This is a genomic window from Desulfatibacillum aliphaticivorans DSM 15576 (assembly GCF_000429905.1).
GTDB lineage: Bacteria > Desulfobacterota > Desulfobacteria > Desulfobacterales > Desulfatibacillaceae > Desulfatibacillum > Desulfatibacillum aliphaticivorans.
The window spans coordinates 1-19,578 of sequence record NZ_AUCT01000008.1 but is presented as its reverse complement, the minus strand read 5'-3'; the positions used below and the strand labels follow the sequence as shown (position 1 = coordinate 19,578).

17 protein-coding genes are annotated in these 19,578 nt (G+C 55.3%); 13 read left to right on the top strand and 4 right to left on the bottom strand.

What is annotated here, in order from left to right:
• Positions 1 to 3 precede the first annotated feature (3 nt).
• The 3 genes from G491_RS0108725 to G491_RS33590 all read left to right on the top strand — a co-directional run bounded on the left by G491_RS0108725 (position 4) and on the right by G491_RS33590 (position 3,139).
• A complete protein-coding gene (locus tag G491_RS0108725; protein ID WP_028314324.1) occupies positions 4 to 882 on the top strand; it encodes a radical SAM protein in 879 nt (292 codons plus the stop codon).
• A 293-nt stretch (positions 883 to 1,175) separates the two neighbouring features.
• The gene (locus tag G491_RS33595) at positions 1,176 to 2,399 is read left to right on the top strand and encodes a DUF2325 domain-containing protein (protein ID WP_051327133.1); all 1,224 of its coding nucleotides are present in this window, start codon (positions 1,176 to 1,178) and stop codon (positions 2,397 to 2,399) included.
• 77 nt (positions 2,400 to 2,476) lie between these two features.
• Positions 2,477 to 3,139: an HAD family hydrolase gene (locus G491_RS33590; RefSeq protein ID WP_028314323.1), complete on the top strand. Its 663-nt coding sequence runs from the start codon at positions 2,477 to 2,479 to the stop codon at positions 3,137 to 3,139.
• A 110-nt stretch (positions 3,140 to 3,249) separates the two neighbouring features.
• Here the strand turns inward: G491_RS33590 and G491_RS0108710 are convergent, their stop codons facing one another.
• The 3 genes from G491_RS0108710 to G491_RS0108700 form a co-directional block, all read right to left on the bottom strand.
• Positions 3,250 to 4,563, bottom strand: coding sequence for a histone deacetylase family protein (locus tag G491_RS0108710; protein WP_028314322.1), 1,314 nt, complete (start codon positions 4,561 to 4,563; stop codon positions 3,250 to 3,252).
• Complete coding sequence (locus tag G491_RS0108705) at positions 4,560 to 6,236, bottom strand: hydantoinase/oxoprolinase family protein (protein WP_028314321.1); 1,677 nt, start codon at positions 6,234 to 6,236, stop codon at positions 4,560 to 4,562. The genes G491_RS0108710 and G491_RS0108705 overlap by 4 nt, the downstream gene beginning before the upstream one ends.
• Positions 6,237 to 6,313: 77 nt before the next feature.
• Positions 6,314 to 6,832 (bottom strand): NUDIX hydrolase, encoded by a 519-nt coding sequence (locus G491_RS0108700; protein WP_028314320.1) that lies wholly within the window; start codon positions 6,830 to 6,832, stop codon positions 6,314 to 6,316.
• 220 nt (positions 6,833 to 7,052) lie between these two features.
• Here G491_RS0108700 and gnd point away from each other — a divergent pair, with 220 nt between their 5' ends.
• From gnd to G491_RS0108645, 10 genes are all read left to right on the top strand, one after another.
• On the top strand, positions 7,053 to 7,961 hold the full coding sequence (gene gnd, locus G491_RS0108690) for a phosphogluconate dehydrogenase (NAD(+)-dependent, decarboxylating) (RefSeq protein ID WP_028314319.1): 909 nt from the start codon (positions 7,053 to 7,055) through the stop codon (positions 7,959 to 7,961).
• A complete protein-coding gene (gene zwf / locus G491_RS0108685; protein ID WP_248635352.1) occupies positions 7,951 to 9,513 on the top strand; it encodes a glucose-6-phosphate dehydrogenase in 1,563 nt (520 codons plus the stop codon). Before gnd ends, zwf begins: the two co-directional genes overlap by 11 nt.
• Complete coding sequence (gene pgl / locus G491_RS33585) at positions 9,510 to 10,271, top strand: 6-phosphogluconolactonase (RefSeq protein ID WP_051327132.1); 762 nt, start codon at positions 9,510 to 9,512, stop codon at positions 10,269 to 10,271. The genes zwf and pgl overlap by 4 nt, the downstream gene beginning before the upstream one ends.
• A gap of 157 nt (positions 10,272 to 10,428) precedes the next feature.
• Entirely contained in the window at positions 10,429 to 10,881 is a 453-nt protein-coding gene (locus G491_RS0108675; RefSeq protein ID WP_028314317.1) for a ferritin-like domain-containing protein, read from the top strand.
• A gap of 183 nt (positions 10,882 to 11,064) precedes the next feature.
• Positions 11,065 to 11,268 carry a heavy-metal-associated domain-containing protein gene (locus tag G491_RS0108670; protein WP_028314316.1) on the top strand — a complete coding sequence of 68 codons (204 nt, stop codon included), beginning with the start codon at positions 11,065 to 11,067 and terminating at the stop codon, positions 11,266 to 11,268.
• Between the two features lie 14 nt (positions 11,269 to 11,282).
• Positions 11,283 to 13,721: a heavy metal translocating P-type ATPase gene (locus tag G491_RS0108665; protein ID WP_028314315.1), complete on the top strand. Its 2,439-nt coding sequence runs from the start codon at positions 11,283 to 11,285 to the stop codon at positions 13,719 to 13,721.
• Positions 13,722 to 13,751: 30 nt separating this feature from the next.
• Positions 13,752 to 14,477: a TVP38/TMEM64 family protein gene (locus G491_RS0108660; RefSeq protein ID WP_015947752.1), complete on the top strand. Its 726-nt coding sequence runs from the start codon at positions 13,752 to 13,754 to the stop codon at positions 14,475 to 14,477.
• A 4-nt stretch (positions 14,478 to 14,481) separates the two neighbouring features.
• Positions 14,482 to 15,942, top strand: a complete 1,461-nt coding sequence (locus G491_RS0108655; RefSeq protein WP_028314314.1) for a dihydrolipoyl dehydrogenase family protein — start codon at positions 14,482 to 14,484, stop codon at positions 15,940 to 15,942.
• Between the two features lie 3 nt (positions 15,943 to 15,945).
• A complete protein-coding gene (locus tag G491_RS0108650) occupies positions 15,946 to 16,623 on the top strand; it encodes a TIGR04282 family arsenosugar biosynthesis glycosyltransferase (protein WP_028314313.1) in 678 nt (225 codons plus the stop codon).
• A gap of 5 nt (positions 16,624 to 16,628) precedes the next feature.
• Complete coding sequence (locus G491_RS0108645; protein WP_028314312.1) at positions 16,629 to 17,303, top strand: TIGR04283 family arsenosugar biosynthesis glycosyltransferase; 675 nt, start codon at positions 16,629 to 16,631, stop codon at positions 17,301 to 17,303.
• A 71-nt stretch (positions 17,304 to 17,374) separates the two neighbouring features.
• On the opposite strand, the gene G491_RS0108640 is transcribed toward G491_RS0108645, so the two are convergent.
• Entirely contained in the window at positions 17,375 to 19,042 is a 1,668-nt protein-coding gene (locus G491_RS0108640; RefSeq protein WP_035218275.1) for an AMP-binding protein, read from the bottom strand.
• Positions 19,043 to 19,578 lie beyond the last annotated feature (536 nt).

Genomic DNA, 19,578 nt, shown 5'->3' with positions numbered 1-19,578 from the left:
CTTATGAGATACGAAGGAACCACCTACCGCCCGCCTGTGGAATGCGACTCAATGCTCCTGCAGGTTACAGTGGGGTGCTCGCACAATGAATGCTCCTTCTGCAATATGTATCGGGACGTGAAATTCCGCGTATCCTCCATGGAGGAGATTGAAAGCGACCTTCAGGAAGCCCGGGGGATTTACCCCAAGGCTGAGAGAGTCTTTTTGGTCAACGGCGACGCTTTCGTGCTGAAGGCGGACGCCCTCAAGGCCATCGCTGAGAAGATTTTGGAGTACTTTCCCGAATGCCGAAATATAGGCATGTACGCTTCCATCAAAAACATTCGAAATAAAACGGATGCGGAACTGGCGGAGCTTCGAAAACTAAAAATCAACGATTTCCACGTGGGCGTGGAGTCCGGCATGGATTCCGTCCTGGAGCATCTTAAAAAGGGGCACACGGTCAAAGACGCCGTGCACCACCTCAATCGTCTGACCAACGCCGGCATCCAGTATGCAACCAGCCTCATGCTGGGCGCCGCAGGGGCCGGAAACGGCGCCAAAAACGCGGAAAAAACAGCGGACCTGCTCAACCAGGTAAAACCCAGCCTCATCTGGCTGGGAACCATGGGGGTTTTTAAGACCGTCCCCCTGTATCAGGACATCCTCTCCGGCAGCTTTAACTTGCCCACCGAACTGGAGGTTTTGGAGGAGGAAAAGGCCCTCATCAAAAGCATCGCCCATGACGACGTTCTTCTCCAGGCCAACCACCCCACCAACCTCGTATCCATGTTCGGCAGACTGCCAAGAGACCGGGAAAAAATGATAGACCACCTCAACGCAGCCATCGCCCATTACGGCGAGGATGCGCTGTCCGTCCCCACCTCCCGTTTGGTCATGTAGATTTTTTGCTTAAAAACAGGCGGCTTGAAAGAACAGCCGCCTGTTTTGACTATGGCCTGAAAATTCGGCTTGACAGTTTCCGGTCTCCTGGTATATAGATATATCTAACTTAGGTTTCCCATTCTAATTATTAGGCGATGCAAAAAGAAAAATAGGTAGAACGATAGGGATTCCGATTAAGGCAAAATAGGAAGGCCAAATTCCGCCTTTAGCGCAAAAATAAGGCGGATTTTTTAGGGGATTTAAGTTAGAATATTCTAACTCGGCGTCGGAGCGAGAAAGGAGAAAGCCCCATGTTAAACGCGCACATCACGGACTTTGAACATCGGACCGGTTCCGCCGAAGAAATCGATCTTTCCTCGGTTTCCCGGGAGCCTCGGCGGCTGTGGGAGACGGACAAGATTTTTCGATGTCCTCTCATGGGCATGTGCCTGACTGTTCCTGAGCAGAAGCAGCTTTTAAAAAAGTCCGGCATAACGCCCAAAGGCAAAACGCTTTACGAGATCCATGAGATATTGATTGGCTCCTGTGAAAACCAAAACCGGCTCTCCCGGAAGGTTGAGAACTTGCTGAACAAGAAATTCCTGAAAGAAGCCGCCCCGTTGCGGGATCTTGACGAAAAGGCGTTCATGGATCACTGGGAAAGCGCCTTCCGGACCGGCAGCTACGAGGCGGTTCTTTGGGCGGCGGCCGAGCGCCAGGTTTTATCCGCCAAAAACATGGCGCACATTTTCGGCGCGGTTCACATGGACATGCATCAGACCGCTCAAAACGCGGCCCAGTTGGCCAAGCGCCTGTCAGCCGTGGAGGAGCAGCTTGCCGGAGTCAGGAAATTACACCGGGACGAGGTTAAGAAGAGCAAAGCCTTGAGCAAGGAAAACTCTGATTTTGCTCAAAAATGCGCGGCCTTGGAGTCCAAAATCAGCTCCGTCAATGAGGAGGACGCCTTTATCCCTGAGAAAGGACAGGTTGAACGCGCCGTCCTTTTGGAAGAGGAAAACGCGGCATTGTTGCATCGGCTGTCACGCCTTGAAAAAGAGCTGGCGCAAAAGGACGCCCGTCTGGCTTCCCTTGAAGCGCAGAGCGAGGAATTGCAAAAGGAGCTATCAGCCAGGGAAGAAGGCAAAGAGCAATTTAAGGTGCAGGCCCGAAAGATGATCAACGACTTCATGCAGATGAATCGTTGCGATGACTCGTGCCCGTCGTTCAACTTATGCCGCAAGCGCATATTGCTGGTTGGCGGCATAACAAAGATGGAAGCCTTGTACCGGCAAGTCGTGGAGAAAAACGGCGGCATTTTCGAGTATCACGACGGCTATATCAAGGGCGGTGTGCGGGATCTGGAAAATCGCCTTCGGAGGGCTGACGTGGTGCTGTGTCCGGTGAACTGCAACAGCCATGGCGCCTGCACCATGGTAAAAAATCTGGGCAAAAAGCACAAAAAGCCCGTGCACATGCTTTCCAGCTCCAGCCTGAGCATGATTTCCCAGGCCGTGCAGCGAACCGCCTTTCCCTAAGGGGGCGCTTCGTCCCATGCCGTCCTTGCTATTTGTTCGGGATTCGTGCATATTCTTCGACGACACAGGAGATTGCCATGACCGAACGCATTGGAGCCTTTTTTGATTTTGACGGCACGCTGCTGGAGACCGATTCCGCAAAGCAGGGCATCAAGTTTTTGTGGGAGACGGGGCTGGCGCCCCTGCCGTACATCCTGAAAGTCTGGGGCTCCAGTCTGCTTTATAAAAGGCATTTGCTGTCCGAGACGGCCATGGCGCGCATTCTTTTGAGCTTCTACAGAGGCAAGCCTTTGGATCCTTTTGTGGATGGAATCTGCGAATTTTACGAGGACATGATCCGCCCCCAACTTGCCAAAAATATCCTGGAAAGATTCCTTGAGCATAAGAAGCAAGGCCATGTCACGGTCCTGATTTCAGGCTCCCTCCGGTACACCCTGGAGCCTGTGCGGGCCGACCTGGGGTTTGACCACCTTTTATGCAGCGACCTGGAAACCGGCCCGGACGGTATGCTGACCGGGCGAACCCGGGGGCCTTTGTGCATTGAAGAGGAAAAGGTCAAAAAAGCGAGAGCCCTTGCGGAGTCCGAAAACATTGACCTCGCCAGGTCCTTTGCCTATGGAAACCATCAGGCCGACATCCCGCTCCTTTCCATGGTGGGCAACGCGTTTGCGGTGGAGCCCACCGATCCGCTCAGGAAAAAGGCCGATCAAATGGACTGGCCGATTCTATCCTATCGCTGATCAACGTCTCCGCTTACCCAATTGCTCTAAAAAAATGGGATCTCAAGTTGACTGTATCGTCCTGCATTGAGATCCCATCATAAGTATTATTTCAAGATTTCAGTTGGCCCTTAACGAAGCACCTCGTACGTGCATTTGGTGCGGTCCTGCAAAAAGATGTGGTGGAACTTTTTGTTGTCCAGGGCTTCGTTCACCCATTTTTCGGCCATCTTTTGGCACATGGGGCAGGCGTCTTTGGGAATGTGGACGCCCATCATTTTGTTCCCCTTGCTGGAATGGGAGTCTATGGCCAATGCCCCTGCGCAATCCCGGCAACGGACCAGGCGTTCGTCCTGGTTCTCGTTGATCATATCCGTATCGTAAAAGATTCTTTTGGAAGTCGTGATAATCTCCCCATTTTTTGCCGGATGCGGCGCCGGGGGATTGATCAGAAACTGATCTTTTAAGGTTCCCATGAGGTTGGTGATGTAATCCGTAATGTCCGGGGCCTGGGGCGCGTAATGCTTGTCGTACCCGGGCTCCTTGACCGTGGATGTGTCCATGCCGGCCATGGCCATGATAATGCCCACATTCACGTAGGGCAGGGCCTTTTCCACGGAGTAGCCGCCTTCCAGAACCGCAAGGTCCGGCTTAAGGCGAGCGTTCAATTCCGCATATCCCTTGGCGGAGAAGTTCATGTGGGTGATGGGGTCGTCAAAATGGTTGTCCTGGCCGGCCGAGTTGATGACAAGCTCCGGCTCGAATTTTTCAAGCAGGGGCATGACCAGTTCTTCCAGGGCGTATAAAAAGCCTTTTTCGCCGGTTCTGGGAGGCAGGGGAATGTTGATGGTCGTACCCCTGGCGTTGGCGCCGCCGTTTTCCTCGGCGAAGCCGGACCCGGGATACAAGGTCCTGCCGTCCTGGTGCATGGAGATGAACAGAACGTTTGGATCGTGCCAGTAAACGTCCTGGGTGCCGTCTCCGTGGTGGCAGTCCGTATCCACAATGGCGATTTTTTTCACGCCGTAGACGTCCCGGATATACTCCACCATAACCGCTTCGATGTTGATGTTGCAAAATCCCCGGTTGCCGTGAACCACTTTCATGGCGTGATGCCCGGGAGGCCGAACCAGGGCGAAGGCGCTCTCCACTTCCTTTTTCATGACCGCGTCCGCAGCCACCAGACAGCCGCCGGCGGAAATCAAATGGCTTTCCGTTGCCATGGACGGTTCGTCCGGCACGCAAAAATGCACCCGTTGCAGGTCGCTGTATTTAGCCGGCCGCACCCGGTATTCGCGGATGCCCGGCACGTCCAGCAGGCCCTCTTCCATGACCTGGTCCTGGGTGTATAAAAGCCTTTCCTCCCTTTCCGGGTGGGTGGGGCTGATGGCCCAGTCAAAAGCGGGAAAAAAAACAAGCCCGGTTTTTCGTTTCGCCCTAATCATAATTGCTGCCCCCCGCAGTTACAGTCAGGAATTAAACCCGGAACCAGCGCTAATTTCAGGCGGATGTTTTTTCCAACCCTGTACCCGCCCCGGATCATATTGAACTCTTCTTTTTCTATAACGGCGAACTCCTGGTCGCCGGGGTCCGCGCCCACGGCCAGTCCTCTGGAGAATAACGCCTCCTTGGCCTGCTCCATGGCCGCCGCCATGGTAAAATCCCTGGCAATGGCGCTTTCCAATCCCACTTCGGGAATCACCATGGATCCACGCTGGGTGTCCGCCTGGAGCGAAATTTCCGCCGTAACCTTGGCTGCGGCGGCGCCCACGGCGTTGGCCACCTGGTAATGGGGCGGCACGACGCAAGGGATGTTAAAGGCTTTTTCCAGCATGGGCGCGACAATAGGCGCGGGAGCGCCAAGCACCACAATGCGGTCGGGATCAATTTTGATGCCTTCAATGACTTCATGAATGGTGTATACGGGCCTGGAGTTGATTCTTTTAACAAAGTCGATGACCGCCTTGGTCATGCCCTTGGTGGTTTCCTCCAGGATTATTTTGGCTGCTTTTTCTGCGTCCAGAGATAGCTGGGCGCCGATGTCCTCCATGGCCTTTCGGGCCAGATCCTTATCCCCTTCCTCCATAAGTCCCAGGGTAATCATGGCGTCCGTAGGAGTGGGCATGGGGCCGCCGAAAGCCATGGCCTCGCCCCGGCGTATAGGACCGATGGACAGCTTTTTGCCGTCATCCACCTTGACTTCCGAGTCTCCGCCAAAGCCCACGGAACGGGTCAGCAGGGAGCGGATGGAAGTCCTGTGTTCGCCGATGCGAATGCCGTTCGGCACCCACAAAGGCAGGCCGTCCAAAACAAGGGCCATATCCGTGGTGGTTCCGCCGATGTCCAGGACCAGAGTCACGCCTTTGCACCCGTCCAAAGCCAGAGCGCCCATGACGCTGGCTGCCGGACCGGACTGGGCGGTCTGGGCGGGAAACTCGCAGCTCTTATCCAAACGGATTGTTCCGCCGTCCGGTTTCATCAAGTACCGGGGGGCGTTCAGTCCTCTTTCCGTGAGCGTGGTTTCCAGGGAGGAAATGAATTTTGTATGCAGTTTGTGCAAGGCCGCGTTTAAATAGGCGGTTGCTATGCGCCTGGGAAAGTTTAGGCTGCCGGAGAAGCGATGGCCGAGCGCTTTGTACCCGAATTGATCGCCCAGCCATTCCTCCAACTGCAATTCCTGATGGGGGTTGCGGACCGAAAACTTGCACACGATGCCGCAGGCGTTTACGCCCGCCTTTTCCATTTCCCGGATGGCTTCTTTAACCTGGCTTTTATCCAGGGCCATCACCTCGGTTCCCCGGTGGTCCATGCACCCTTCCACCACATGATAGGAGGGGCCGACGCTGAACCATTCCGGATTCATGCCCGGTCCCGCCGAAACGATCATGCCCGCCGGGTCCATGTTGTCCATCACCACGGCGTTGGTGGCCATGGTGGTGGAAAACACCATGCGTTGAATTTTATCCGGTTCTATTCCAGCCAGGGTTTTGTCGAGGGATTGTCCTAATGTTTCGAGAAGTTCCGGGCGATTAACCGTTTTTGTGTGAGCCCGGACATGGCCGTCTTCCAACACAACGGCGTCGGTCTGGGTTCCGCCAACGTCAAGTCCTAGAATCATATGAACACCTGAAGGCCGCGTTTGGGGTTGTAGAAACCTTTCCAGCATAAACGGTTAAGCCGGAAATGTAAAGATTTTCAACGGGAGAGCTCCCGGTCAAGCCAAAAAAGCGCGCACAAGGTTTTGGCGTCCCAAATGGTTCCGTCTCCGGCCATAGTCATGACCTTTTTCCATGGAACGGCTTCCACTTCCAAAATTTCGTCCTGATCCAGATTTTGGCTGGAGGGCGTCAACCCTGTACCATAAAAGATGTGAATCACTTCATCCGAATACCCGGGAACAGGAATCATTTTACCCAGCTTTTTCCACGAGGAAACGCAAAATCCGGTCTCCTCCTCGATTTCCCGGGCCGCGCAGTCAAGGGGCGATTCTCCGGTCTCCAAGGTCCCGGCTGGAATTTCATAGAGATATCCCCCGGCGGCGTATCTGAATTGACGCAGAAGCAGAACCTCCTGCTTCTCGTTCAAGCAAATCATGGCCGCCGCCCCCGGATGGCGAATGACGTCCAAACCCGTTTCCTTGCCGTTGGGCAGAGTTACCTGGTCATGGTTCAGGGTGAAAATTCTTCCTTGGTGAATGGTTTTGCTGTCTTTCATGGATGCTCCGATCCGGGAGTTGTTTCAAGGCGCGATCAAACTGTTCACCAACAATAAATCAAATAGGACCGGGACGCAAATCATTTCATAGACTTTCCTTGAACCCCGCGATTGGACCGTAGTATATTCTTTGTAAATGAAAAATTCGGCGCCGGCGATCCATGCCGGCGAATCATCCCATTCGCGTTTTTGCACCATCAGATAGTTTTCGGAGGATCCTATGGAAATCGGATTTGTGGGATTAGGCAAAATGGGCGGAGCCATGGTGGAGAGGCTGCTGGCAAGAGGCCATAAGGTTTCAGCATACGCCCGAACCAGGGAATCCGTGGAAGCCATAGCGGCCAAGGGCGCATACGGCGCAGAAAGCCTGGAAGATCTGGTCGCCAGCCTGCCGCTCCCCAGGATTATATGGGTGATGGTTCCGGCGGGCCAGGCAACGGATTCCATCATACATCAATTAATCCATTTTATGGAGCCGGGGGACTGCATTATAGACGGCGGCAACTCCTTTTATAAGAACTCCATGGCCAACGCCCGTGCCTTGGAGGAAAAGGAAATTTTCTTCCTGGACGCCGGCGTCAGCGGAGGCGTGTGGGGGCTTGAAAACGGCTATTGCCTGATGGTGGGCGGGGAAGAGGAAGCGTTTAACCTGCTCAGGCCCATTTTTGTAGATTTGGCGCCGCCCGGCGGATTTTTGCATGTCGGCCCCAACGGAGCGGGCCATTTTGTTAAAATGATCCACAACGGCATTGAGTACGGCATGCTTCAGGCCTACGCCGAAGGATTCGAGCTTATGCACGGCAAAGAGGATTTCGGCCTGGACCTGGGCAAGATCGCCCATCTTTGGAATCAGGGCGGCGTCATCCGGTCCTGGCTGCTGGAGTTGTGCGAAAATATTTTCCGCGAAGAACCGGACCTGAAGTCCGTCTGGGCGTACGTGGAGGACTCGGGCGAAGGCCGGTGGACCGTGGCCGAAGCCATGGAACAGGACGCGCCTGCGCCCGTCATCACCACGGCCTTGTTGGAAAGGCTGCGGTCCCGGCAAAGCAGCTTTTTTTCCGCCAAGGTAATCGCCGCGCTCAGAAAGGAATTCGGCGGCCATAAAATAAGGAGCGACCATGATGAGTGATTCCGGCCCGGCCGCCCAAGGCGGCCAACAGCCTGTGGATCCGTGCGTCCTGCCCCTGGGAACTCAGGGCGCCAGGGACTATCCTTTTATCATGATCATGTTCGGCGGCGCCGGAGACCTTGCCCGGAAAAAGCTGGCGCCAACTTTATTCCGGCCCTACAGGGACAACCTCCTGGCCCACGACTTTCGCGTCATCGGGTTTGCCAGGACAAATCTTAACTCCGCGGAGTACCGGGCGATGATCAAGGAATCCGTGATCAAGCATTGCGAAGACCCTGCCCCGGAAGACATGTTGAACGAGTTTGTCAGCCATTTTGAATTCATCTCCGCCAATTTTGAAGACGACTCCAAATACGAGGAAGTAAGAGCCGCCGTCGAGAAAGGACTGCCTGGGGTTTCGCAAGAAAACCTCAATCTGCTCCATTACCTGGCGGCGCCGCCCGATTCAGCGCCTGTGATTATCGACAGGCTGAAGCATCACGGTTTGGCCCAAGGACCGGGCCGCGTTCGGGTGATCATGGAAAAGCCCTTTGGCGGGGACAGGGCGTCGGCCCGGGCCCTCAACCAAAGGGTGCTAAATGCCTTTGACGAAAACCAGGTGTTTCGCATCGACCATTACCTGGGCAAGGAAACCGTCCAGAACCTCATGTTTTTCCGGTTCGGCAACAACGTGTTCGAGCCCTTATGGAACCGGAATTACGTGGATCATGTCCAGATCACCGCAGCCGAGGACATCGGCATAGAAACCCGCGGAAACTTCTACGAGCAGGCGGGAGTGGTTCGGGACATCATCCAGAACCACATGCTGCAACTGGCCGCCCATACCGCCATGGAGCCGCCCGCCAGCTTTGACGCGGACGCGGTGCGGGACGAAAAATTCAAGATATACAAGAGCTTCCGAAAAGTGGATGAGGAGTATCTGCGTCACAACATGGTTCGGGGCCAGTACGGCCCTGGACGATACGGCGAACAGGCCGTTCCGGGATATCGGGAAGAAGCGAATGTGGCTAAGGATTCCGTCTCGCCCACTTTTTTCGCCGGCAAGTTTTATATCGACAATTGGCGCTGGTCCGGGGTGCCGTTTTACTTACGGGCTGGTAAAAGGCTGAACAAGCGGATCACGGAAATCTATGTGGAGTTCAAGCAGCCGCCCTTAAAACTCATGGGCTCGGCCTGTCAGGACGCTCCAAACGCTTTGCACCTTCAAATTCAGCCGGAGGAATCCATCATCCTGCGATTTAACGCCAAACAGCCGGGGGTGGGAAACATTCCCCATCCTTCTTTGCTGGAGTTCAACTATTCCAAGGCCTTTCAGACCGCCAGCTATCCTCCCTACGCGCGTCTGCTGTTGGATTGCCTGCGGGGCGACCTCACGCTTTTTGCAAGGCAGGACGGCGTGGAAGCCATGTGGAGCGTGGTGGACCCCATCATTCAATATTGGGAGGATAATCCGCCCGCAAACTTCCCCAATTACAAGGCCGGAACCTGGGGGCCCGCGGACGCGGACGAATTGATGGGGCGGGACGGCAGGCGTTGGAGAGATTTTGCATGATAGTCAAAGAGGCCGGACCCGGCAAGACCGTCGTCATTCATGAAACACCGGAAGACTTGGCCGCTTACGCCGCTGAATTTTTTCTGGAGTGCGCCTCATCCGGCATCCGGGAGCGCGGCCGGTTTTCCGCTGCATTTTCAGGAGGCAAAACGCCTGTTGGTTTTTTCAATGCTCTGGCTCAGAATCATAATAAAACATGGATTGCAAAGTCCCGCCTGTTCCAGGTGGACGAACGCATGGTCTCCGCGGACGCCGCAGACAGCAATCAACGCTTGATCCGGGAGTCGCTCATCAAACCCGCGGGCTTTCCCCAAGAACGGTTTTATTCCGTCCCGGTTCATTTAAAAGACGCGGCAAAGGCTGCGGAATCCTATGAAGAGACGCTGCAAGGCCTTATGGCAGCCGCCGTTCCTCCGGAAAAAGGCCTGGATTTCGTCCTTTTGGGGGTGGGCGAGGACGGCCATACGGCCTCGCTTTTTCCCGAGGGCGTTCAGGACTATCCCCAGGAAGCCCGGGTGCATGCGGCCCGGTCTGATAGGCATCCCCACGACAGAATCAGTCTTGGCCTGCCGTTTATTTGCGCCGCCAAAAACATTCTGTTCTTGATTTCCGGAGAAAGCAAAGCCGACGTCGTTCGCAATATTTTATGCGATCAAGCGCCGGAAGCTCCGGCGTCCATGGTCTGGAAAAAGGCCCAACAGGCTGTTATGGCTCTTGACCACTCCGCCTCCGGCGCCTATCTTGAGTTAATAGCGTGAACTGAACCGTGATGTAATTTCATGATATTTCTTTGACGCAACGTTGAAAACTATGACATAAACAATATTGTAATAGAAATTATCGTTGCTAAGATAAACCAACAGGGCCCTGGGTTGGAGCCCAAATTGTTCAAAATGACGAGGAGGAGAATACACGATGACCAACTTTAATTCAGTGGATGCCATCCTGGATTTCGCCATTAAAAATGAGCAGGAGGCCCAGAAGTTTTACGCAGAAATCGCTGAGAACACAACCAGGTCCGGCTCCAAGGCATTGTTTGAGAGCTTTGTTGCGGAAGAGAAGAGGCATGAAGAAAAGCTCAAGTCTGTCAAGGAAGGCCAGGCCATGGCCCCCGCAGCGGGCAATGTAACGGACCTCAAAATTGCGGATTACGTGGTGGACGCTCCGGTGGAGCCCAACATGGATTTCCAAAAGGCCCTTATTTTGGCCATGAAAAAGGAAAAAGCCGCGTTCATGCTGTACACCCATTTGGCCAATCGGGTGGAAGGGGACCTCAAGGAAATTTTTCTTTCCTTGGCTCAGGAAGAAGCCAAGCATAAGCTGTATTTCGAAACTGAATACGACGACCATGTCCTGACGGACAATTAAAGGATAAGTATTTGCAAGGGGAAGGAATTTGACCGCCTTCCCCTTGCACACCTCGCCAGTAGATGATCTCCGCTGTTTTTCCCGCCATGGCATTCGCTTGACAGAGTTAATCGGGGACTCCATATTAATTAGGACCTATTTGGTCTCACTTGACATTTTTGCTGGTAGCATGGAGGCGCCATCATGGAAGAAAAAACATTTACCGTACCCAATATTTCCTGCGGTCATTGCGTAAACGCCATCAAAGAGGAACTGAATGAAGCTGACGGCGTGACTGGCGTGGAAGGCGATCCCGGATCCAAGACCATCAAGGTGAAATGGGATTCCCCGGCAACCGAAGACTCTATCAGGGCTATCCTCAAAGAGATCAATTACCCCGCAGAGTAAACCTGGAGGCTGCCATGAAACCCGCCAGGATAACCTTACCGGTTACAGGGATGACCTGCGCCAATTGCGCCATGAACATCGAGCGCGGCATTAAAAAGCTGCCCGGAGTGGCCGAGGCGTCGGTGAATTTCGCCAACGAGGAGGCCTCGTTCGACCTGGACGCTTCACAGACCAAGCCCCAGGATGTCATCAATAAAATTGAGAGCCTGGGCTTCGGCGTGCCTACGGCGAAAATTGAACTCCCCATAACCGGCATGACGTGCGCCAATTGCGCCGCCAACCTGGAACGAAGCCTGAACAAAAAGGTCCCCGGGGTGGTGTCGGCGTCCGTAAACTTTGCGTCGGAAAGGGCCTCGGTGGAGTACGTCCAGGCCCTTACCAATCTGGATAAAATAGTCGAAGCGGTTTCCAAGGCCGGGTTCGAGGCCATACGTCCTCAAGAAGGCGAGGAGCCCGAGGATGTGGAAGCCGCAGCCCGTGAAGCGGAAATCAAGGACCAGACCCGCAAGTTTTGGGTGGGGGTGGTTTTTGCCCTGCCTTTGTTCATCATCAGCATGTCCCGCGACTTCGGCCTGATCGGCGCCTGGAGCCATCAGCCTTGGGTGAACTGGTTTTTTCTGGCCCTGGCCACGCCGGTCCAGTTTTATACGGGCTGGGATTATTATGTGGGCGGGATCAAAAGCCTGAAAAACAAGAGCGCCAACATGGACGTTCTGGTGGCCATGGGATCGTCCACGGCCTACATCTACTCCCTGGCCTTGTTGTTTTTTCCGGTCCTGGGACAGCACGTTTATTTTGAAACCTCAGCCGTCATCATCACCCTGATCAAGTTAGGCAAGCTCCTGGAAGCGCGCTCCAAAGGCAAAACCGGCGCAGCCATTAAGGAGCTTATGAGCCTGACTCCCGACACTGCAGTCATCGTGGACGGGGAGGATGAAAAAGAAGTCCCCGTATCCCAGGTCAAGGTCGGAGACATCGTCCTGGTCCGTCCGGGCGCGCGTCTGCCTGTGGACGGCAAGGTGGTGTGGGGCAATTCCGCCGTCGATGAATCCATGCTGACGGGCGAACCTCTGCCTGTGGATAAAACCGGCGGCGACTCCGTGGCGGGCGGCACAGTCAACGGCCAGGGCTTAATGAAAATTGAGGCCACCCGGGTGGGCAGCGAGACCGCACTGGCCCACATCATCCGTATGGTCCGGGAAGCCCAGGGCAGCAAGGCGCCTATCCAGGCTTTGGCCGACAGGGTGGCGGCTGTGTTTGTGCCCGCGGTCATCGGCCTGGCCGTGTTGACATTCGTCCTATGGTGGACCATCGGCGGAGAATTCGTTCCCGCCATGATCCGTTTTGTAGCGGTGCTGGTCATCGCCTGCCCCTGCGCCTTGGGATTGGCCACCCCCACGGCCATCATGGCCGGTACGGGCCGGGGCGCCAAACACGGCATATTGTTCAAGGACAGCACCGCCCTGCAAATGGCCACCGACCTGGACGTGGTGGTTTTGGATAAAACCGGCACCATCACCATGGGCAAGCCCGTGGTTTCCGACGTGGCGGCTTTCGGCGGCCTGGATCAGGAGAAGGTCCTGCAACTGGCGGCCAGCGTGGAATCCGGCTCCGAGCATCCCTTGGGCCGGGCCATTGTGGAGCACGCCAAGGAGCAGGGAAGCAAGCTGCTGGCCCTTGCAGGCTTTGAGGCCCACGGAGGAAACGGCGTGTCCGCCGACATCGAGGGCGCCAATATAGTCGTGGGCAAGCCCGCCTGGACCGCCGCCCAAGGCGTGGACGTCCAAAGCGCCCAGGCTGAGATCGACCGCCTGGCCAATGAGGGAAAAACGGTCATGGTCGTCGCCAGGGATAAAGCCCTGGCCGGCCTGGTTGCGGTGTCCGACGCGCTCAAGCCGGAATCGGCCGAGGCGATCAAGCAACTTCACAGCCAGGGCCTGGAAGTGATCATGCTGACCGGCGACAATCCCCAGACCGCCAAGGCCATCGCCTCGCAAATCGGTGTGGACAATATTTTCGCTGAAGTCCTGCCGGAGCAGAAGGGCGACAAGGTCAAGGAACTCCAGGGCCAGGGAAAAATCGTGGCCATGGTGGGGGACGGCATTAACGACGCTCCGGCTTTGGCCATCGCCGACCTGGGCATCGCTTTGGGTACAGGCACGGACGTAGCCATGGAAACGGCTGACGTGGTGCTGGCCAGCGGCAAGCTGACCGGCGTAGTTTCCGCCATTGGGCTGGGACGGGCCACCATGCGCACCATCAAGCAGAACCTTGTGTGGGCTTTTGGATACAACGTGGTGTTGATTCCCCTGGCCGCCGGGGCGTTGGCCGGATTTGCCTTTTTGCCGGAATTCCTGCGCCACTTGCACCCCATATTGGCGGCCCTTGCCATGGCCATGTCCAGCATTTCGGTGGTGACCAACAGCCTGACATTGTATAGAGCTAAGGCCTGAGTCATATAACAGGGGGGGAGGGGCGAGGGGATGAAGCCAGGGACGGTGAAAAAAATAATCGTGGCAGGGATCTTGGTTGCGCTTGCAGCCTCGTTTTTTATCTTTGATCTTGGCCGCTTCATGAGCCTGGAGTACGTCAAATCCTCCCAGGCGAGCCTGACCCAGTTGTACAGCGAGCATCCCGTCTCAGTCATCGGGACGTACATGCTCATTTATATAGCTGTAACAGGCCTCTCCCTGCCGGGCGCCGTTGTGCTTTCCCTGGCGGGAGGGGCCTTGTTCGGCCTGTTGACCGGCCTGGTCGTCATTTCGTTCGCCAGCACCATAGGCGCAACGCTGGCCTGTGCGGTCTCCCGGTTTTTACTAAGATCCTGGGTGCAGGAAAAAGTCGGACATCGCCTGGAGAAGATCAACCAGGGCGTGGAGCGTGAAGGGGCGTTTTATCTGTTCACCCTGCGCCTGGTCCCGGCTTTTCCGTTTTGGATGATCAACCTTGCCATGGGCCTGACCAGAATGCGGTTGCGCACCTTTTATTGGGTCTCCCAGGTTGGCATGCTTCCGGGCACCATCGTGTTTGTCAACGCAGGCAAGGAACTGGGCAAGATAGACTCCCTGTCCGGCATTTTGTCTCCCAGCCTGATTGTTTCGTTCATCATTTTAGGCGTTTTCCCCATCACCGTAAAAAAACTGCTGGAACTCTACCGCAGGCGTGCAGGCCTAACGCCTCCGGGCGCCGATTCCGGCGAAGGGAAATAGCAGCATGGCAGATTACGACATCGGCATTATCGGCGGCGGCGCGGGAGGGCTGACAGCGGCCTCGGGCGCGGCCCAATTGGGCGCCAAGACTTTGCTGGTTGAAAAGGAGCCCCTGCTGGGCGGCGACTGCCTCCATTTTGGGTGCGTGCCTTCCAAGACCCTGATCAAATCGGCCAAAGTCTATCATTACATGAAGATCGCCCAGGACTTCGGCCTGCCCGCCGTGGATTTGCCGCCCGTGGATTTTTCCCAAATCGCGGCGCGCATCGCCGGGGTGATTCAAACCATCCAAAGGCACGATTCCGAAGAGCGCTTTTGCTCCCTGGGCGCCAAGGTGCTGTTCGGGGAGCCTTTTTTTTCGGATGAACACACCATTGACCTGGATGGAAAGAAAATTACGGCCGATCATTGGGTGATCGCCACTGGGTCGTCAGCCATGATTCCGCCCATACCGGGCCTGGATCAATGCCCGCACTTAACCAATCGAGACATTTTTTTCCTCCAGGAGCTTCCGGAGTCCATGATCGTTTTGGGCGGCGGCCCCATAGGCATTGAAATGAGCCAGGCTTTCGCCCGCCTGGGCTGCCAGGTTACGGTGGTGGAGCGAAACACCCAGATTTTAGGGCCGGAAGACGCGGACATGGCCGCCATTGTCCAGGAGGTTCTGGAAAAGGAGGGCGTGGCTTTTCGGCTTGGTTGCACGGCCCAGGAAGTTAAGGACCTGGGAAGCGGCAGGCAACTGGTCATTCAAACGGAAGACGGCCGGTCCGAAACCATTGAAGCCAAGGATATTCTGGTCGCCTTAGGCCGCAAGGCCAATGTGGAGGGCCTGAACCTGGACGCTTTGGCCATCAAACATTCCCCCCGGGGGATGCCCGTGGACAAGCGCTGCCGGACCAAGCACAAGCACATTTACGCAGTGGGCGATTGCAACGGCGGCCTGCAATTCACCCACGTGGCCGGTTACGAAGGGGGCATAGCCCTGTCCAACGCCATTTTGCATTTGCCCCGAAAGGCGGACTACACCTGGGTCCCCTGGTGCACATACACGGACCCGGAAATCGGATCCATCGGCATGAACGAAAAACGGGCCAGGGCAGCGGGCATTGAGCCTAAGGTGATTATCGAAGAGTTTTCCGGCAATGACCGGGCTTTGGCCGAAGGCCAGTCTAAAGGCTGCTTTAAACTGGTTCTGGACGAAAAGGAAAAGCCTATTGGAGTCCAGGTCGTAGGGCCGGAGGCGGGAAACATCATCAACCAGTGGGTGGGGATCATGAACGGCAAGGTCAAGCTCTCCACCGTGGCGGGCGCCATCCATCCGTACCCGACCCTGGCTGAGATCAGCAAAAGAGCCGCCGGTAACGTGTTCGCGCCCAAACTCTATTCCGAAAAAGTGAAAAAGACTCTGAAATTCTTCTTTAACCTCAAGGGGCGGGCATGCTCCCTGGATTCTTTGGATGAGTAGCATATGGAATCCCCCTGCGCCCTGATTTTTTTTATGCGCAATCCTGTCCCGGGCAAGGTGAAAACCCGCCTGGCCGCCGGGATAGGCGATGAAGCCGCTTGCGACCTTTACGCCTCTTTCGTCCAGGACATGCTGTCCATGCTGGAGCGTACAGGCGGGGAGATACACGTTTTTTTTTGGCCTCCGGAAGAACCGCCGCAAATGAAAACTCCTTATCCCTTGCATCCCCAGAAAGGGGCCTCCCTGGGAGAGAGAATGCAAAACGCCTTTGAGGAGATTTTCAGCCAGGGCTATGATAAGGCCTTGCTCATGGGCAGCGACATCCCGGATTTGCCCATGGATATCATCCAGGAAGCGGAGAAACTTCTGGAGGAAAACGCCTGCGTGTTGGGGCCTTCGGAGGACGGCGGTTATTTTCTGGTGGGATTCACCAAGAAAGGCTTTTTTCCCTCCATCTTTTCCGGCCCTGAATGGGGAACCAGCAAGGTCCTGGCGCAAACCCTGGATGTTCTGCAGCAAAGCCGCATCCCCTGCGGCCTGACCACACCCTGGAAAGATGTGGACGACCTTGAGGACCTGAAAATCTTACTCCAAAGACTTTCCCGAGGAGAGGCGGCAGCCGGGGAGACATTGCACAAATTGGAAGAATTGCGGCGCACCCATCCGCAGATTTTGGATTAGCCCTTGTGAAAATCTCCGTCATCATTCCGTGCTTGAACGAAGAAAAGAATATCCGCAAAGTCTTGCAGGCCTGCCGGCCCGGCGCCCATGAAATTATTGTGGTGGACGGCGGCAGCCAAGATCAGACTGTTGCCAGAGCAAGCGGATTGGCGGACCTGATTTTAGGCTCTCCGCCTGGGCGGGGCCGTCAGCAATCTTCGGGGGCGCGCCATGCAACCGGGGACGTACTGCTTTTTCTCCACGCCGACACCCTTCCTCCCGCCGGTTTCGACCAGGAGATTTCCCGCATGTTGCAAAACCCGGATATCGCTTTTGGCGCCTTTTCATTGGGGACCGATGACTCCGGCCCGGCCATGGATCTTATTTGCTTTGGCGCCAATTTAAGAACCAGACTGTTTGACATGCCCTACGGAGATCAGGCGATTTTCGTCAGGAAAGAGGCCTATTGGCGGGCCGGAGGATTTGCCGACATTCCTTTGATGGAAGAGGTGGACCTGGTTAAAAAGCTATTGCGGATAGGCGGGTTCAAACTGAGCCGCGCCCGGGTTCGGTCGTCGGCCCGAAGGTGGCGGCAGGACGGGCATCTTCGCAGGACGTTGGGAAATTACTCCCTCATGCTTCGCTATCAATTCGGCGCCAAGCCGGAAGACCTGCACAGGCATTATAAAGACAACAGATAACCCCGGCTCCCAAAAAAAATGCGGGAGGGAACCTATTTTCCCTCCCGCTGCGCGCCTGGATGCAGGGGGGACTACACGCGCAAAATCTTCTTGTTGACCTTACCCACGCTGGTCAGCGGGATGGCTTCAACAAATTCATACACCTTGGGAACCTTGTAAGGCGCCAGTTTTTCCTTGGCGAATGCTGCGATTTCTTCCTGGACCTTTTCGTCAGGCGTATCCGCGTACTCCGCACTTTTCTGGACGAAGAGCTTGACGATTTCGCTGTCCGGCCTTTCAGGATTGGGCAGGCCGACAAGGGCGCACATTTCAATGGCCGGATGCTGATACAGCTTGTCTTCCACTTCCGAGGAAAACACCTTGAACCCGCCGACAATGATCATGTCTTTGGCACGGTCAACCACGTAAACGAATCCGTCGTCGTCCATGCGGCCTACGTCGCCGGTATGCATCCAGAGATCGCCCTCATGCTCCCGCAAGGCGTTGGTGGTTTCCGTGGGTTTGTTCAGGTATCCCTGCATAACCTGGGGGCCGCTGCAGATGAGTTCGCCTTCCTCGCCCATGGGAACTTCGGTCCATCCGTCGGCCAGATCCACAATGCGGAATTTGGTGTTAGGCAAAGGCAGGCCTACGGAGCCGATTTTGGCCGGGTTTTTCACCGGGTTGACCGTGATGAGCGGGCTGGTTTCGGTCATGCCCCATACTTCGACCATCTTGTTTTTGCCTACGATGCCTTCCAGTTGGTTGGCCGCATCCACGGGGAAGGGCGCCGCGCCTGACATGCAGCCCCTGACCGTAGAGAAGTCCAGATCTTTGAATTTTTCGTTGGCCATGAGCATCATGTACAAAGAGGGCACGTTGACAAGCAGGGTGGGCTTATATTTTTCAATCTCCCCGATAATATGATCCGTGTTGCGGGGATCCGGGATCAGGCATTGGGTTCCGCCGTAAGCCATGCAGCAAACGCTCACATACAGGCCGGCCTGATGGAACATGGGGAAGCCCGAGACCCAGACCTCTTCGCCGTGATTTACGTGCAGCCATTTTTCAAACTGGTACACGTTGCTGAACATGGCGCCATGGGTCAATACGGCGCCCTTGGGAGGCCCGGTGGTGCCGCCGGTGTATTGCAAAAAGCACGGATCGCCCATTTCAAGCGTAACCTCGGGCGGATTGTCCGGGGTTTCATTGATCACTTCAAAAAAGCTGCTCACCTGCTTGCCGCTGATGGGCGAGCCTTTGGGGAAATCCGTGGTTCCGGGGATGGGATCGAACACGCCGGTGACCAGCACTTTTTGCAGGTTGGGGACCTTGTCCGCAACCGGCGCCAGTTTGGCGTCGAACAACATGTCCAGAATAACCAGGGCTTTGGCGCCGCAATCGTTCAACTGATAGGCCATTTCATCAGGCATGAGCAAGGGCGCCAGGCCGGAAACCGCGCATCCAGCGCGCAGGGCTCCAACAATGGAGATCATGTACTGGGGCGTGTTGGGCAGGCACACGGCTACTACGTCGCCTTTGCCGTATCCCGCCTGGTTGAGGGCCGTGGCTAATCTTCCCGATTTCTCCAGCAGATCCTTATAGGTCATGGTCGTTCCCATGTAATTCGCCGCCGCCCGGTCAGGATACTCAAAACAGGATTTGACCAGATAATCCTTTAAGGGGGTTTGGGGAATTTCCAGGTTTTCAGCAATGCCGGAGTCATAAGATTTTAGCCAGGGTTTGGAATCGTAAATCATGCGACTGCCTCCTTTTCTTGGAGTATGAGGATTGTGGTGAGACATTATCAGGGCAAGAGCCGCGTAACAGCCTGAAGACGCGTTGGTTTTCGGGCGATCAGGCAATTCCCGCCCCTATAAAGAGTTGGTTGGAAAATAATGCCTTGCGTTACCCTCCTTTTTGGGGCGAAAGCCCCGTGAATGAGGTGCATCTGTAAATGAATGCGCATGCCGAAACATTCGCGCCATTAGACTTAAAACTCAAGTTTCGCACAAGAAATATGGGAGGGGGACAGATATAACCATTTGAAATAATATAAAAAATACTTGAAAAGCGGCCTTAATTGTGTAATATTAGACATCGCCAAACACCTAATAACACACAAGAAAGAGCCGCTATGAATACAAGTAAAACATTTTCCCTCTCAATGCAAAAACAAATTCAAAACACCAGCATTTCCATGGATTCTGAAATCAATTCAGCATTCAGGGAACTGAAATTCCGGTCGCTCCTGAGACGCAGCGGCATTGTCAAAAAACGGGGATATGACACGGTC

What these genes read in the sequence shown, in the direction of transcription:
- G491_RS0108725 (WP_028314324.1), top strand. Translation starts at nt 4, where the DNA reads ATGAGATACGAAGGAACCACCTACCGCCCGCCTGTGGAATGCGACTCA.
- G491_RS33595 (WP_051327133.1), top strand. Translation starts at nt 1,176, where the DNA reads ATGTTAAACGCGCACATCACGGACTTTGAACATCGGACCGGTTCCGCC.
- G491_RS33590 (WP_028314323.1), top strand. Translation starts at nt 2,477, where the DNA reads ATGACCGAACGCATTGGAGCCTTTTTTGATTTTGACGGCACGCTGCTG.
- G491_RS0108710 (WP_028314322.1), bottom strand. Translation starts at nt 4,563, where the DNA reads ATGATTAGGGCGAAACGAAAAACCGGGCTTGTTTTTTTTCCCGCTTTT.
- G491_RS0108705 (WP_028314321.1), bottom strand. Translation starts at nt 6,236, where the DNA reads ATGATTCTAGGACTTGACGTTGGCGGAACCCAGACCGACGCCGTTGTG.
- G491_RS0108700 (WP_028314320.1), bottom strand. Translation starts at nt 6,832, where the DNA reads ATGAAAGACAGCAAAACCATTCACCAAGGAAGAATTTTCACCCTGAAC.
- gnd (WP_028314319.1), top strand. Translation starts at nt 7,053, where the DNA reads ATGGAAATCGGATTTGTGGGATTAGGCAAAATGGGCGGAGCCATGGTG.
- zwf (WP_248635352.1), top strand. Translation starts at nt 7,951, where the DNA reads ATGATGAGTGATTCCGGCCCGGCCGCCCAAGGCGGCCAACAGCCTGTG.
- pgl (WP_051327132.1), top strand. Translation starts at nt 9,510, where the DNA reads ATGATAGTCAAAGAGGCCGGACCCGGCAAGACCGTCGTCATTCATGAA.
- G491_RS0108675 (WP_028314317.1), top strand. Translation starts at nt 10,429, where the DNA reads ATGACCAACTTTAATTCAGTGGATGCCATCCTGGATTTCGCCATTAAA.
- G491_RS0108670 (WP_028314316.1), top strand. Translation starts at nt 11,065, where the DNA reads ATGGAAGAAAAAACATTTACCGTACCCAATATTTCCTGCGGTCATTGC.
- G491_RS0108665 (WP_028314315.1), top strand. Translation starts at nt 11,283, where the DNA reads ATGAAACCCGCCAGGATAACCTTACCGGTTACAGGGATGACCTGCGCC.
- G491_RS0108660 (WP_015947752.1), top strand. Translation starts at nt 13,752, where the DNA reads ATGAAGCCAGGGACGGTGAAAAAAATAATCGTGGCAGGGATCTTGGTT.
- G491_RS0108655 (WP_028314314.1), top strand. Translation starts at nt 14,482, where the DNA reads ATGGCAGATTACGACATCGGCATTATCGGCGGCGGCGCGGGAGGGCTG.
- G491_RS0108650 (WP_028314313.1), top strand. Translation starts at nt 15,946, where the DNA reads ATGGAATCCCCCTGCGCCCTGATTTTTTTTATGCGCAATCCTGTCCCG.
- G491_RS0108640 (WP_035218275.1), bottom strand. Translation starts at nt 19,042, where the DNA reads ATGATTTACGATTCCAAACCCTGGCTAAAATCTTATGACTCCGGCATT.